The 14,128-nt window shown below is 70.0% G+C and carries 13 protein-coding genes and 1 pseudogene; 7 read left to right on the top strand and 7 right to left on the bottom strand.

The genetic code is table 11. The features are described 5' to 3' along the window. Positions 1 to 263: 263 nt before the first annotated feature. Positions 264 to 440: pseudogene (locus tag AB0I77_RS03020) on the top strand (FAD-binding protein); the annotation flags it as partial. Between the two features lie 204 nt (positions 441 to 644). Here the strand turns inward: AB0I77_RS03020 and AB0I77_RS03015 are convergent. Then, positions 645 to 1,334 (bottom strand): TetR/AcrR family transcriptional regulator, encoded by a 690-nt coding sequence (locus tag AB0I77_RS03015; protein WP_363280496.1) that lies wholly within the window; start codon positions 1,332 to 1,334, stop codon positions 645 to 647. 50 nt (positions 1,335 to 1,384) lie between these two features. Between AB0I77_RS03015 and AB0I77_RS03010 the strand changes: the two genes are divergently transcribed. Next, positions 1,385 to 1,534: a hypothetical protein gene (locus AB0I77_RS03010; RefSeq protein ID WP_363280576.1), complete on the top strand. Its 150-nt coding sequence runs from the start codon at positions 1,385 to 1,387 to the stop codon at positions 1,532 to 1,534. Positions 1,535 to 1,571: 37 nt separating this feature from the next. On the opposite strand, the gene AB0I77_RS03005 is transcribed toward AB0I77_RS03010, so the two are convergent. The 4 genes from AB0I77_RS03005 to AB0I77_RS02990 all read right to left on the bottom strand — a co-directional run bounded on the left by AB0I77_RS03005 (position 1,572) and on the right by AB0I77_RS02990 (position 6,364). After that, positions 1,572 to 3,086, bottom strand: a complete 1,515-nt coding sequence (locus AB0I77_RS03005; protein WP_363280495.1) for an alpha-N-arabinofuranosidase — start codon at positions 3,084 to 3,086, stop codon at positions 1,572 to 1,574. Positions 3,087 to 3,210: 124 nt separating this feature from the next. Then, complete coding sequence (locus AB0I77_RS03000; protein WP_363280494.1) at positions 3,211 to 4,071, bottom strand: carbohydrate ABC transporter permease; 861 nt, start codon at positions 4,069 to 4,071, stop codon at positions 3,211 to 3,213. Continuing rightward, complete coding sequence (locus AB0I77_RS02995; RefSeq protein ID WP_363280493.1) at positions 4,068 to 5,009, bottom strand: sugar ABC transporter permease; 942 nt, start codon at positions 5,007 to 5,009, stop codon at positions 4,068 to 4,070. Before AB0I77_RS02995 ends, AB0I77_RS03000 begins: the two co-directional genes overlap by 4 nt. Beyond that, positions 5,006 to 6,364 carry an extracellular solute-binding protein gene (locus AB0I77_RS02990; RefSeq protein ID WP_363280492.1) on the bottom strand — a complete coding sequence of 453 codons (1,359 nt, stop codon included), beginning with the start codon at positions 6,362 to 6,364 and terminating at the stop codon, positions 5,006 to 5,008. Before AB0I77_RS02990 ends, AB0I77_RS02995 begins: the two co-directional genes overlap by 4 nt. 191 nt (positions 6,365 to 6,555) lie before the next feature. Between AB0I77_RS02990 and AB0I77_RS02985 the strand changes: the two genes are divergently transcribed. The 5 genes from AB0I77_RS02985 (at position 6,556) to AB0I77_RS02965 (ending at position 12,224) form a co-directional block, all read left to right on the top strand. Beyond that, on the top strand, positions 6,556 to 7,809 hold the full coding sequence (locus tag AB0I77_RS02985; protein ID WP_363280491.1) for an MAB_1171c family putative transporter: 1,254 nt from the start codon (positions 6,556 to 6,558) through the stop codon (positions 7,807 to 7,809). A 51-nt stretch (positions 7,810 to 7,860) separates the two neighbouring features. Further along, positions 7,861 to 8,358, top strand: a complete 498-nt coding sequence (locus AB0I77_RS02980; RefSeq protein WP_363280575.1) for a toxin — start codon at positions 7,861 to 7,863, stop codon at positions 8,356 to 8,358. Beyond that, positions 8,355 to 9,536 (top strand): MAB_1171c family putative transporter, encoded by a 1,182-nt coding sequence (locus tag AB0I77_RS02975; protein WP_363280490.1) that lies wholly within the window; start codon positions 8,355 to 8,357, stop codon positions 9,534 to 9,536. Before AB0I77_RS02980 ends, AB0I77_RS02975 begins: the two co-directional genes overlap by 4 nt. Positions 9,537 to 9,633: 97 nt before the next feature. Then, positions 9,634 to 10,812 carry an MAB_1171c family putative transporter gene (locus AB0I77_RS02970; protein WP_363280489.1) on the top strand — a complete coding sequence of 393 codons (1,179 nt, stop codon included), beginning with the start codon at positions 9,634 to 9,636 and terminating at the stop codon, positions 10,810 to 10,812. 14 nt (positions 10,813 to 10,826) lie between these two features. Next, positions 10,827 to 12,224 carry an FAD-dependent monooxygenase gene (locus tag AB0I77_RS02965; protein WP_363280488.1) on the top strand — a complete coding sequence of 466 codons (1,398 nt, stop codon included), beginning with the start codon at positions 10,827 to 10,829 and terminating at the stop codon, positions 12,222 to 12,224. Positions 12,225 to 12,322: 98 nt separating this feature from the next. On the opposite strand, the gene AB0I77_RS02960 is transcribed toward AB0I77_RS02965, so the two are convergent. Both AB0I77_RS02960 and AB0I77_RS02955 read right to left on the bottom strand, forming a co-directional pair. Then, a complete protein-coding gene (locus tag AB0I77_RS02960) occupies positions 12,323 to 13,192 on the bottom strand; it encodes an SMP-30/gluconolactonase/LRE family protein (RefSeq protein WP_363280487.1) in 870 nt (289 codons plus the stop codon). Then, a complete protein-coding gene (locus AB0I77_RS02955; RefSeq protein ID WP_363280486.1) occupies positions 13,189 to 13,962 on the bottom strand; it encodes an IclR family transcriptional regulator in 774 nt (257 codons plus the stop codon). Before AB0I77_RS02955 ends, AB0I77_RS02960 begins: the two co-directional genes overlap by 4 nt. Positions 13,963 to 14,128: the final 166 nt, after the last annotated feature.

Below are 14,128 nucleotides of genomic sequence, written 5' to 3'. Positions count from 1 at the left end.
TCGTGGTGTGTCCTGGGCTCGCGGTGGCGACACAGCGCTTGGCAGTCTGCCCGGTGACACCGAACAGCCGCGTCAAACGCAGCGGATCGGCGGTCTCAAAGGCCTCGTTTGGGATGCGCCTACGTCCGTTCCATCACCAACCTGCTCGCTCGCCGCGCCCCCGACCTGACGTCTGACCTGCGCCCTGCGCGAGCCGGACGCTGAGCACATGCTGGTGAACGGCGCTCCGGCCGAGTGCGACCGGGCTGGCGACGGCCACACGGATCATTGAGGCGCTGGCCGACTCGCTCGGTGCGGCGGTCGGTGCGTCGCGTGCCGCGGTGGACGCGGGCTGGTACCCGCACTCCAGCCAGGTCGGCCAGACCGGTAAGTCGGTCTCGCCGCAGCTCTACCTCGCCTCCGGCATCACCGGCGCGATCCAGCACCGTACCGGTATGCAGACGGCATGGTCGGCGACCTCTTCCAGGTCGTGCCGCAGCTCAAGACAAGATCAAGGCCCGCAAGGGGTAGCGCAGTCACCTCGGCGAGGAAGCTGCTGCCGCGGCGGCGACTGTGCCTCAGGCCGGGCCGAGGCCGGCTCGGTCTTCGAGGCAATCGCCGGGAGGAAGGGCCACGGCGCTGGCGGCCGGCGAGGTGCGCTCCTGCTAGTTGTCGTCGTCCGACTCGTCAGGGGAGGCCACCAACTGGTGGTGGAGCAGTTCCGTGAGCCATTGCTGGTAGTCCTCGTCGGACCACCCTCGCCCCTTGGTGGCACGGAAGTAGAGTTCCACGCTGCTCAGCATCAACCCACGGTCGAGGGCCTGCTGCTGAGTCAGGCCCGGCGCGAGTACGCCGGCAGCGGCCAGCGCGGCGATGATGGGTTCCAACCAGGCCTGCGCCTTGCGGTCACCCTGTTCGCGCAGGTCCAGGACGACCGGGTCGCCACCGGCGTCGAGTGCGGCGGCCAGCACGTCCCTGCCTGTGGCGAATAGGGTGCGATGCCAGGCTGCGTACCACTCGAGCTTGCGCCGGGGGTCGATCTCAGCCTCGACGCGGGCGTGCCACCGCTGGCTGTCGGCCTCGACTTCGAGGCGGCTCACCAGCTCGCGCATGATCTCGCTTTTGCTGTTGAACACGGCATACACCGTCGGTGTGGCCACCCCGGCGTGCTTGGCGATGACTGCCACGGTGGTCCCGGTGAACCCGCGCGATGCGAACAGCTCGCGGGCCGCTGCGACGATGCGCTCACGGGTGTCGGCCGCACGCTCGTCACGCAGCGTGCCTCGGTACTGACGCCGCTGCGGCGAGCCCGAAGAGCCTGCCTGAGCTTCCTGTCGATCTTGAGCAGCACCCACCTTTGACACACTAGCAGATATAGCACACTATATTTAAAGTAGCGTCGTAACTGAACGTCGGCCACCAGCCGTTCGACTGGACGCGCGTCATGCTCGACCGGCGCCGCAAGACCGTCGTGGCCTGCGACGCCTGTCATGACCGCATCCATACGGCACAGCAGCCAGATCATTCACGTCGTGATCACGGGAGAGCCGGATGACCGAGAAATCGTCATGTCCGGTGAGGAAAACGCCCTCTTACGCCAGCCGGATCACGTTCCAGGACAGCGGCTCCAGTACGGCGGTCAGCGTGCCGTCCGTCAGGGCCGTGCCCTCGACCGGGTGCGGGGCGACCCGCTCGGGCTCGTCGAGGGTGTTGCGGGCGTCGGGGTCGGCGTCCGCGAGGGCGCTGTGCTCGACGACGGAGGTCAGGTCGAGGCCGTTGAGGCCGACTTCGAGCGGGAGCGACTCGGTGCGGCTGCGGTTGACGGCGAAGACGGTGACCGTGCCGTCCTCGGCGCGTACGGCGGTGGCGTGCAGCAGGTCGGTCTCGCCGTACTTCCGCGTCTCGTACGTCGGGGAGTCGACCCGGACGTCGAGGACCTCGCCGCGGCCGTACTTCGAGGCCTGCGCGAAGGGGAAGAACGTGGTCTGGCGCCAGGCCGGGCCGCCCGGCTCGGTCATGATCGGGGCGATGACGTTGACCAGCTGGGCGAGGCAGGCGACGGTGACGCGGTCGGCGTGCCGGAGCAGGGCGATCAGCAGCGAGCCGAAGACGACCGCGTCCATGACGCTGTAGTTGTCCTCCAGCAGGCGCGGGGCCTCGGGCCACTCGTCCTGTTCGAACGTCTTGGCGTGCTCCTCCCAGCGGGAGAGGTACCAGACGTTCCACTCGTCGAAGGAGAGGTTGATCTTCTTCTTGGACTTCAGCCGGGCGCCGATGTGGTCGCAGGTGGCGACCACGTTCTCGATGAAGGACTCCATGTCGACGGCGGAGGCGAGGAAGGAGTCGACGTCACCGTCGTGCGGCTCGTAGTAGGCGTGCAGGGAGACGTAGTCGACGAGGTCGTACGTCTCCTTGAGGACCGTCGCCTCCCACTCGGCGAAGGTGGGCATGCTCTGGGAGGAGGAGCCGCAGGCGACGAGTTCGACGCCCGGGTCGAGCTGGCGCATGGCGCGGGCCGTCTCGGCGGCGATACGGCCGTATTCCTCGGCCGTCTTGTGGCCGGTCTGCCAGGGGCCGTCCATCTCGTTGCCGAGGCACCACAGTTTGATGCCGAAGGGGTCCTTGTCGCCGTGGGCCGCGCGGAGGTCGGACAGCGCCGTGCCCTCGGTGTGGTTGGCGTACTCCTGGAGTTCCAGGGCCTCGGCGACACCTCGGGTGCCGAGGTTGACCGCCATCATGGGCTCGGCCTGGGGGCCCACCTTCTTGAGGAAGGCGATGTACTCGGAGAGGCCGAAGCGGTTGGTCTCGGTGGAGTGCCAGGCGAGGTCCAGGCGGCGGGGGCGGTCTTCGGCCGGGCCGACGGAGTCCTCCCACTTGTAGCCGGAGACGAAGTTGCCGCCGGGGTAGCGGATGGTTGTTGCGCCTAGTTCGCGGACGAGGTCCAGGACGTCGGTGCGGATGCCTTCGGCGTCGGCTGTGGGGTGGGTTGGTTCGTAGATGCCGGTGTAGACGCAGCGGCCGAGGTGTTCGACGAAGGAGCCGAAGAGGCGGGGGTTGACTTTGCCGATGGTGAAGTTGGGGTCGATGGTGAAGCGGGCGGTGCGCATGTTCGCCTTTCGAGGTGGGGGTTCTTGTTCGTTCGCGGCTGCAAGTGGTCTGTGGCTGGTCGCGCCCACGCGGCGGAGCCGCAAATTGATGCAGCCCCGCGCCCCTAAAAGAGACCAGTTGCCGTTACTGGCCCGCCAGGCCGGTGTGCGCGACGCCCGCCACGATCTGGCGCTGGAAGAAGACGAAGACGACGATCAGCGGCAGGCTCGCCATGAGACCGCCTGCCATGAGCTGGGCCCACTGGATGCCGTAGGAGTTCATGACGGTCGCGATGCCGTTCGGCATGGTCATCAGGTCGGGGTTGTTGGTCACCATGTATGGCCACAGAAAATTGTTCCACGAGGCGATGAAGGTGAAGATGCCCACCGCCGCGAGGGAGGGGCGCGACAGCGGGAGCACGATGGTGAAGAAGACCCGCCAGCGGCCGGCGCCGTCGATGAACGCCGCCTCCTCCAGTTCACGCGGGATCCCCTGGAAGAACTTGTACAGGATGTAGACCATCGCGGCGGGCGCGCACTGCGGCAGGATCATGCCCCAGTAGGTGTCCACCATCCCCATCTGCTGGACGGTGGTGAAGAGGGGGACGCCGAGGACCGCCGGCGAGACCATCAGGCCGGTCATGACGAGGCCCATCAGGGCGCCCTTGCCACGGAACTCGGTGCGGGCGAAGCCGTATCCGGCGAGCGCGCTCACCAGCAGCACGACGGACGTCACGCACACCGAGACCACCAGCGAGTTCACGAACCAGTTGGTGATGTTGCCGGTCTCGAAAATGGCCTTCCAGGCCTGCCCCGTCCACACCTTCGGCAGCCAGTGCGGCGGCACTTCGACGGCCTCGGTCTCGGACTTGAGGGAGGTGAACAGGGCCCAGGCCAGCGGCGCGAGGAACACCGCGGAGACGGCGGCGCCCAGGAGGGTGAGCACGATCTGGCTGGGCGTCCAGACCTTGCGGGGCTTGACGCGTATCGGTGCGGCGGTGGTCATCGGCCGCCCTCCTCACGGTTGCGCAGCAGCCACATCCGCGCGAGGGCGACGGCCGCGATGATCACGAAGAAGATGATGGAGATCGCGGAGGCGTAGCCCACGCGGTAGCTGGTGAATCCCTGTTCGAGGGTGTACTGGACGAAGGTGCGGGTCGAGTCCTCGGGCCCCGGGGTGAAGTCCATCATCACGACGGCCTGGTCGAAGACCTGGAGCGAGGCGAGGATCTGGAGGGCGATGACGAGGCCGGTGATGTGGCGCAGCATCGGCAGCGTGATGTGGACCATGCGGTGCCAGGCGTTCGCGCCGTCCAGCTTGGCGGCCTCGTAGAGGTGCGCGGGGATGCCCTGGAGGGCGGCGAGGTAGAGCAGGAAGCTGAAGCCGACCGTCCACCACAGGGTGGTGATGACGACGGCGAGCATGGCGTACGACTTGTCGGTCAGCCACGGCGTGTCGATGCCGAAGACGTGGTTGACCATGCCGGTACCGGGGTTGAACAGCCACTGCCAGAGGTTGCCCGCGACGGTGGAGGGCAGCAGGAACGGGACGAAGAAGCACAGCCGCCACAGCCATGTGCCGCGCTCGATGTGGTGGGCGAGCATCGCCAGAAGGAAGGCGAGGACCGTGATGCAGGGCACGACCAGGAGCGTGAAGTATGCGCTGTGGCCGAGCGAGTCCCACATCAGCGGGTCCTTCAGGGCCTCGCGGTAGTTGTCGAGGCCGATGAAGTTCGCGCTGTCGCCGGAGATGTTGGCGTCCGTGAAACTGAGGTAGAGGCCGCGCAGCAGCGGCCAGATCACGAACAGCGCGAACAGTGCCAGGAACGGGGCGACGAACCAGCCGCCGTGCTGGAAGCCCTGTTTGCGGCGGAGGGTGGCACTCCGCGCGGTGACCTTCGCGCGCGTCGGCGCGATCACGGTCTGGGCGCTGGTCGCCATCATGCGGTCGCACCTCCTTGCGCGGCGGTCTTGCCGTCCATGGGGTTCTTCATGGCGAGCAGTTGGGTGAGCGTGCTCTTCATCCGGCGGGCGGCGGCCTCCGGCCTTGCGGAGCCCATCGTCGAGGAGACGACGATCGGGCCGACGCGCTGGGCGAGGATGCCGGTGGAGCCCGCGAACCACACCTTGGGCTCGGTGGCCTGGTGGTCCATCGCCGATACGTACTCGTTCTGCGGGCTCAGCTTCTTGTAGGCGGCCGTGGACAGGGTCGGCGTGTAGGCGGGGATGTGGCCGCCGGCCGCCCACTGCCGGGCATGCCGGACGACGTAGGCGGCGAGCCGGTGGGCGCCCTCGTTGGCGGCGCCGCCGCGGTCGGACTGGTGCGGCAGTACGAAGGAGTGCGACTCGGCGTGCGTGGCCTGCTTGCCGAAGACGGGCGGCAGGGGGGTCGCGCCGTAGTCGAGTTTCGCGCTGTCGAACACCGGCACCGACCAGTTGCCCTCCCAGGCGAAGGGGGCGCCGTTGATGAACTGTTCGGCGCCGGCGGTGCCCCCGAAGCCCGGGTTGGCGTACCCGTCGGTGATGTGCCGCCGCAGGAACTCCAGGACCTGGACGGCCTTGTCGGTGTCGAAGGTGACCTCGGTGTCGGCGTCGTTGAACCAGGTACCGCCGAGTTGGGTGTAGAAGGCGACGAAGAACCACCACTGGAAGTTCTGGTCGTTGTGCCACAGGCCGATGGTCTGCAACCCTTTCTTCGTGGCCTTCTTCGCCTTCTTCAGCACGTCGAACCACTCGTCGGTGGACGTCACCGGGACGATGCGGCCGTCGTCGCCGAGCAGGCCCGCCTTCTTCAGCACGTCCTTGCGGTAGAAGCAGAGCTGGACGTGGATGTCGAGCGGGAGGGCGTAGAGCTTGCCGTCGATGACCGCGCGCTTCCACAGCGCCGGGTTGAAGTCCGCTTCCCGCACGCCGTACTGGGTGAGCAGGTCGACGTCCCAGGGGTCCAGGAGGCGGCCGGGCGAGAAGCCGGTGACCCGGCCCAGGTGCATGACGCCGAGGTCCGGTGCGCGGTTGCCCGCCGCCGCCATGGCCAGCTTGGTGTAGAAGGGGCTGCCCCACTGGAGAGTGGAGTCCTTCACGTCGATGCCGGGATACTCCTTACGGAAGGAGTCCAGCATCGCGATCATGTTGTAGCCGTCGCCGCCGCTGAAGAGATTCCAGTACCGCACCCGCGTGCTCGCGCCAGAGGCGAGGGCGTCGGCGCCCGTGCCGAGCGCGGCGAAGCCGAAACTGCCCGCGACCGCCAAACCGCCCGCCGCGGCCAGCAGTTGCCTGCGATTCAGGTCAGGTAGTCCCATACCCTGCCCTAACTGTTCGATATATCGAATCGTGCTCGTAACTTCGAACGGACCGTAGAGTCGAAGCGCTTGCGCGTCAACGGGTCGGACAAAAATGAGCCGGACAAAAATGAGCCGCCCACGACCCGCGGGCAGTTGGGGGCGCGTAACCTCGAAAAAGCGGCCGACGGACGGCGAGGAGGAGAGCTGCGGTGACGTACGCCCTCGACCTCAGTGCGTACTCCGTCTCCTTCTACATCCCGACCGGGGTCCTGATCGCCGCACTGGCGATCAAGCTGCCCACGATCGTCCGGCTGTGGAAGGATCCGCTGCTGCGCGCGGTCGGCGGGCTGCTGCTGATCGCCTGCTGCGTGTTCGTGTTCGTCACGCCGTCGACGATCGCCTGGACCAACCGGGTCACCGGCGTGCCCAACATCTCGGCGCCCTGGGTCTATTCGCTCCTCACCGCGTTCTGCGGCTCCTGTCTGCTGCTGATCATCGCCTGGCGCAACGGCCTGTCCGACCGCTCGGCCCAGACCCGCCGCGCGATGCGCTGGGTGATCACCGTCTACTCCGGGGTGATCGTGGCGCTGTGGGTGCTGTTCGCGTTCGCGGACGTGCCCGTGGAGCGGCTGCGGGACCTGGACACGTACTACGCCAACACCCCGTACATGCGCGAGGTGATCCTGCTCTACCTGCTCGCGCACACCGTGGCCACCGTGATCACGTCGCGGCTGATCTGGAACTGGGTCCGCACCGACGGACTCGACGCCTGGCTGCGCTGGGGGCTGAAGTTCCTGGGCCTGGGCTACGCGAGCCAGCTGGTCTTCGACGCCGCCAAACTCACCGCCGTGGCGGCCCGTTGGACCGGTCACGACCTGGACCGGCTGAGCACCGTCCTCGCCCCGCCCGTGGCCTGTCTGTCGGCCATCCTGATCGCGGTCGGCTTCATCCTGCCGCACGCCGGCCAGTACCTGCACGAACGCCGGCGCCTGCGGCTGGCCTACCGCGAACTGCGGCCGCTGTACGTGCTGACCCGGACCGTCAACGGCCACGGTGTGCCCTTCCTGCTGCGTGCCACCCCCGAACTGCGCCTGACCCGCCGCGAGACGTTCATCCGCGACATGCTGCTCCCGCTGGCCCGGCACCTCGACGAGGACCTGCGCGCCCGCTCCTACGACGCCGCCCTCGGCCTCGGCTTCGCCCCGGACCGGGCGAAGGCGCTGGCCGCCGCTGTGGCGATCCTCGACGCCGTCGACGCGGAGAGCCGGGAGGGGGGCCGCGAGGAGGGCCGCGGTCCGCGGCGGGAGGCGATGGGCGACCCCGATACCACGGATCTGCTGCGGGAGATCGGCGCGGTCTCCCGGGCCCTGCGCCGGCCTGCGGTCATCGGCGCGGTGCGGGCCAGGGCGGCCGTCACGGCCCGGGCGGCCGGTCCGGCCGCTGTCGCGCCGGAGGTGAGGTAACTGAAGGAACGGATGGCCCGGCAACTCGTGACGGTGCGCAGGAAGAAGGAGATGCGTCGGCTCGCCGACGTGCTCATCGGCCCCCTGCGGGTGCCGCTCCCCGAGGACCCCGAGGCGCTGTTCGACGCGCTCGTCGACTCCGTCAGCCGGTGGCGCGGGCGTGAGGTCGTCGTGCGCAAGGAGGTCTTCCCGCCGCACACCGCCAGCGGACTGTGGCTGGAGGGTGACGCCCACGACATCGTCGTCGTGGACCGGCGGGCCGCCGTATGGCATCAGATGGTGATCTTCTGTCACGAGGTATGGCACATGCACCAGCAGGGCACGGACGCGCCCGTCGCGGCGGCCGACGACGGCCGTCCCAGACCCGTCGCCGCGCGCACCGACTTCAGCCTGGACGACGAGCAGGAGGCCGACCGGTTCGGCATGCTCATGGCCGGACGGCTGCGCCCCTGGCTGGAGGCCACGGCGGGCTCCGCGCCGGGCGACGGCGCCCAGGACCTCGCCGGGCGCATCGGAGCCGCGCTCAACTACCGCGGGACCCAGCGATGAACGGCCTGATCAACTACCTCAGCTGCGGCCTGCTGTGGCTGGGCCTCCTGCTCAAGGCCCCCGACCTGATCCGCCACCGGTGCGACCCCTACCTGCGGGCGATCTGCGCCGTCCTGGGCCTCGCCGGCGTCTGCTTCTTCCTCGGCGCCGAGCCGACGGTCGCGGCCGTCAACCACCTCAGCGGCATCCCCAACCTCGCCGCACCGCTGACCTACGCGTCGATCACCGCGTACAGCGCCGCCTCGCAGATCCTGATCGTCTACTGGCGCGGCGGACCGCGGGTGCACCGCACCTCCCGCCGCTGGATGGTGGCGTACGCGTTCGTGCTGCTCGGCATCGCCACCACCTTCGTCCTGGGCGACGCCCCCGTGGAGCGCCGCACCGATCTGGACACCTACTACGCGACGACGCCGTTCATCGCCGAGATGATCGTGCTGTACCTGTCCGGTCACCTCGCCGCCGCCAGTGTCACCACGGTCTCCGCGCTGCGCTGGGCCCGCGAGGTGCACGGCTGGCTGCGCACGGGCCTGGTGGTGCTGGGCCTCGGAGCGCTGTGCAACGCCGGGTACAGCGTGTCCAAGCTCGCCGCCGTCGTCGCCCGCTGGTACGGAAACGACTGGTCCGGACTGAGTACGACGGTCTCGCCGGCCGCCGCCGGCCTGGCCGCCCTGATGACCGTCACGGGTGTGCTGATCCCGCTGGTGGGACCCCGGCTGACTCAGGCTCAGCGGGCGCGGCGGGCGTACACGCGCCTGGAACCGCTGGAGCGCGAACTGGACGACCTGCTCACCCGCCGGGCGCTGCGCCTGCCCCGGCCGCGCTGGGCCTCCCCCGCCACCCGGCTGGTGTGGCGGCAGACCAGCATCCACAACGCGCTCGGCAGCCTGGACGCCTTCTTCGACCGGGATCTGTACGAGCGGACCCTGGAGGCCGAGGCGCGGGCGAGTGGCGACGCGGAGCGGGCCGAGGCCACCGCGTGGGCCGTGGTCATCGCCGCGGGCGCCGCGGAGGAACGCGGCGGGGACAGACCCCTGGTGCCCTCCGGTGAGCCCGCGGACTGCCCGGAGAGAGCACCCTCTTCCGCAGCCCTCGGGGGCATCGCCGACGCGCTGGCCACCTCCCCCCGCATCGCCGCCGCCCGCGTCCGCGACCGTACGGCCACGACGGGCACGGCGTGAGCCCGGCGCCCACGCCACCACCCTCGCTTCCCCCACCTCCCCCACCTCCCCCACCTCCCCCCACTGCCGCACGATCGTCCGAACGGAGTTCCCGGGCATGAGCCTCGTCGTGTATCTGGCCGCCGCGGTCTTCGGATCGGTCGGTGTCGTGCTGTTCCGCAGCAGGCCGCGCACCCCCGTACGCAACCCGCTGACCGTGTCCACCTGCGTGGCGATCGTCCTCGGCTCCCTCGCCCTCGTCTGCGCGGCGCCGCTGACCCTGGCCGCCGTCAACGACCTCACCGGCGTCGCGAACTTCGGCGCCCCCCTCACCTACGGCATGCTCTCCGCGTACAGCTGTTCGTTACTCATCCTGCTGATCAACTGGCGGGGCGGTTCCGCCGAGCGGATCCGGCGCCTGGTGCTGCGCGCAGTCGCCGCCTACGCCGTGCTGATCGTCGCCATCGTCGTGCTGTTCACGCTGGCGGACGCGGACGTCGAACGGCTCTCCGACCTCGACACGTACTACGCGAACACGCCGTTCATGCGCGAGATGATCGTGCTCTACCTGCTCGGGCACAGCGCGGCGACGCTGGCGATATGCGCGGTGTGCGTCAAGTGGGGCCGCGAGGTCACCGGCCTGTTAAGGACGGGGCTGCGGCTGATCCTGATCGGCTGTCTGCTGGACGTGGTGGGCTTCCAGTTCACCAAGTACGTGGCGGTCGTGGCACGTTGGACCGGCCACGACCTCGACGTCCTGTCCACCGGCGTGGCCCCGCCCATGGCCGCGCTCGGCGCGCTGATCTGGTCGGCCGGCTTCGTCGTGCCAAGGCTGCTGCCCGCTGTCCTCGTCCACTGGCACAGCCTCGAAGACCACCGCAGGCTGGGCGAGTTGTGGTCCCGGGTGCGGTTCGCGTCCATCGCGCCCAAGCCGCCCAGCGTCTGGTGGCAGCCGCCCCGGGCGCGGCTGCGCTGGCGCGAAGTGTCCATCCACGACGCCCTGTTGGCGCTCGCCCCGTACTTCGACGACCGGGTCCGCGAGCGGGCCCTGGAAGCCGCCCGCCGCGAGGGCCGCTCCGCGCACGAGGCCCGGGTCGCGGCCGAGGCGGCGATGGTGGCCGACGCCGCCCGCCGCGCCGCCGACCGGGAGGCGCCCCAGGCCACGGCGAGTACGTACCGCCTCCACGCCACCGAGGGCTGCGGCACCGGTGGGCTCCTGGAGTTGGCGCAGGCGATCACGGGTTCGGCCCGCGTCGACGCCGTACCGGGGAGTACGGTGAGGGCCACCTCTGGCTGAACACGAGGAGCCTCATGACGCGGAGAGCTGTCGTCATCGGTGCCGGTCTGGCCGGCCTGCTGGCCGCGGCCGCGCTGTCCGGCGCCGTGGACGAAGTGATCGTCCTGGAGCGCGACGACCTGCCCGACGGACCCGACCACCGCAAGGGGCTCCCGCAGGGCCGCCACGCGCATCTACTGATGGCGGGGGGCCTGAACGCCATGGAGGACCTGGTGCCGGGCGTGAGCATGCGCCGGCACCTGCTCGCCGCCGGGGCCCATGAGATACCCCTCGGCTCGGGCATGCTGGCGCTCACCCCGGAGGGCTGGTTCCGGCGCTGGCGCCATGACGGGCCCCACGTGCTCGCCTGTAGCCGGGCGTTGCTGGACTGGGCGGTACGCGCGGCGGTACTGGCCCACACCAAGGTCGAGATCCGCAAGGCACAGGTTCTCGAACTCACCGGTGACAGCGGGCGGGTTACCGGTGTGCGTCTGTCAACTCCCGAAGGCGATACGGCACTTGACGCCGAGTTCGTCGTCGACGCCAGTGGCCGCGGCTCGCGTGTCACCCACTGGCTGGAGAGCCTCGGCGTGAGCGGCATCCGGGAGCGGACCGTCGACTCCGGTCTCGTCAACGCCACCCGCGTCTACCGCGTGCCCGAGGGCGCCGAGCGGTTCCCCCTGACCATGGTCCAGGCCGATCCGTACGTGAACCGGCCGGGCCGCAGCGGGATGGTGCTGCCCATCGAGGGCGGCCGGTGGATGGTCAGCCTGGCCGGCACCCGCGGCGGCGAACCCCCCGCCGACCCGGAGGGTTTCCTGCGCTACATCCTCGACCTGCCGCACCCCATCGTCGGCAAGCTCGTCTCCGGCGCCGAGCCCCTGACCGACGTGCACATCAGCCGCAGCACCAGCAACGCCCGGCGGTACCTGGAGAAGGCGCGGGAGTGGCCCGAGGGCTTCGTCGTCCTCGGCGACGCGCTGGCCACGTTCAACCCGGCGTACGGGCAGGGCATGGCGGTGGCCGCGATCGGCGCGCGGTTCCTGGGCGACGAGGTGCGGCAGGCGGGCCTGGGCGCGCCCGGGCTGGCCCGGCGGGTGCAGCGCGGGGCCGCGCGGTCGGTCGACGCGGCCTGGGCGTTGGCGGTGGGGCAGGACGTCTGGTATCCGCAGACGCGGGGCGGGCAGCCGAACGCGGCGGATCGGCTGGTCACGCGGTACTCGCGGCGCCTGACGAAGGCGGCGACGGGGTCGTACCGGGCGGCCGCCGCGCTGTGGGACGTGACCAGCATGGTCGCGGGGCCGGGGCGGCTGTTGCATCCCGCGACCGTGCTGGCTGTGCTGAACGGGGCGTTGCTGCCGCGGCTGGAGGGGCCGCCGTTGACTACTCAGGAACGGGAGATCCTGCGGAAGCTGGACGGGAGCGGCGTTTGAGCCTGGGCGTTGTTGGCCGTCGTTCGTCTGCGGCGCCGTCGGGGTTCTCGCGCCGCGCAGTTCCCCGCGCCCCTTTGGGGCGCTGCCGAAACCGTCTCTCAGCCGGCAAAGGGCGGCTGTGCCAAGCCCTTCCCCGCTCCCGGTACCACCAGCAGCGAACCCGCCACCGGATGCGGTGCCGTGAGTCCTGTGCGGGCCGTCGTGATGTACAGGTCCGTCAGGTCGGGGCCGCCGAAGGCGCAGGCTGTCACGCGGGGTACCGGGAGTTCGATCACGCGGTCCAAGGCGCCGGACGGCGTGTAGCGGCGTACTGCCGAGCCGTCCCACAGGGCCACCCATACGCAGCCGTCGGCGTCGACCGTGAGTCCGTCGGGGAAGCCCGCGCCGTCCTCGATCTCCACCAGAGGTCGCCGGTTCAGCGCCCGGCCGTCCTGGAAGTCGAAGACGTCGACGCGGCGGGTCGGCGTGTCGATGTAGTACATCAGGCGTCCGTCGGGGCTCCAGCCCGTGCCGTTGCTGACCGTCACGTCGTCGAGGACGACCTCGGCCGAGCCGTCACCGGTGATCCGGGACAGCGTGCCGCCGCCGGTCGCCTCGTCGTAGCGCATGGTGCCGGCCCACAGGGAGCCGTCGGGTGCGACGGCGGCGTCGTTGGCGCGGCGGCCGGGGACGGGCTCGTGGCGCAGCCAGCTGAACTCGCCCTCCGCGTCGAGCAGCCCCACGCCGTCCCGCAGGTTGAGGACGAGCCCGCCGCCCGCGCGCGGCTTGACCGCGCCGACGTGCTGCTCGGTCGTGCGGACCGTACGGCGGCCGGAGGCGGGGTCGTAGGTGTTGATCCGGGAGCCCAGGATGTCTATCCACAGGAGCCGGCCGGCCTGAGCGTCCCAGGTCGGGCCCTCGCCGAGGGCCGCCTCCGCGCTGACCGCGACCTCGTACGTCGTCGGGTACGTCGTGTTTTCCTTCGTCATGCCACGCTCCGGTAACCAAGTCGCTCGGACAGTTCGGCGGCGCCCTTGACGGCGAGCTGCTCCAGTTCGGTGCGGCGCTCGTCGCTCCAGCGGATCATGGGCACCGAAATGGACAGCGCGGCGACGACCCTGCCGGTGCGGTCCTGCACCGGGGCGGCCACGCAGGAGACGTCGGGGTTGGACTCGCGGCTCTCCACGGCGAGGCCGCGCTCACGGATCTCGGCGAGGGCCTCGCGCAGGGCGCCCGGGTCGGTGATGCTGTTGGGCGTCATCGCGACCAGGTCGGCGTCCTGTGGGATGCGCGCGGTGAGTTCGTGATCGGGGAGGGAGGCCAGCAGCATCTTTCCTACGGAGGTGCAGTGGGCGGGCAGCCTGCGGCCGGCCGCCGACACCATGCGCACGGCGTGCGTGGAGTCGACCTTGGCGATGTAGATGACGTCGGTGCCCTCCAGGATGGCCACGTGCACGGTCTCGTCGCAGGTCTCGGCGACCGAGCGGGCGACCTGCTGGCCCTCGGCGGCGAGGTCGAGCTGCTCGGCGTACCGGCTGCCCAGCTGGTAGGGGCGTACGCCGAGCCGGTAGCGTCCGGGCTGGCCGGGCACCTGGACGATGTACGACCGGGCGGCGAGCGTGGTGACCAGCTCGTGCACGGTGGTGCGCGGCAGCTGGAGCCTGCGCACGATGTCGGGGGCGGAGAGCGTCCCGTCACCGTCGAGGAAGAGCTCAAGAATGTCGAGAGCTCGGGTCACGGCAGGTACAAGGCGTCCCACGACCGGCCCCCTCTCTTGTTTCTAAGGCGCCTGTGTTCGAAATTTCAACAGACGATCGGCATGACGAACACAGGCTAGTCATAGAGCGTTTGCCCGGGCAATGGGCGGGCGCCGTCACTTCCACCTCACCTGTACAACCTTTTCTCCGCTCCCTGGTCTTACTCGT

It is taken from the genome of Streptomyces sp. NPDC050619 (genome assembly GCF_040654815.1).
Taxonomy (GTDB): domain Bacteria; phylum Actinomycetota; class Actinomycetes; order Streptomycetales; family Streptomycetaceae; genus Streptomyces.
Note: the sequence above shows the minus strand (reverse complement) of the source record. Positions and strands in the feature narration are given on the sequence as shown.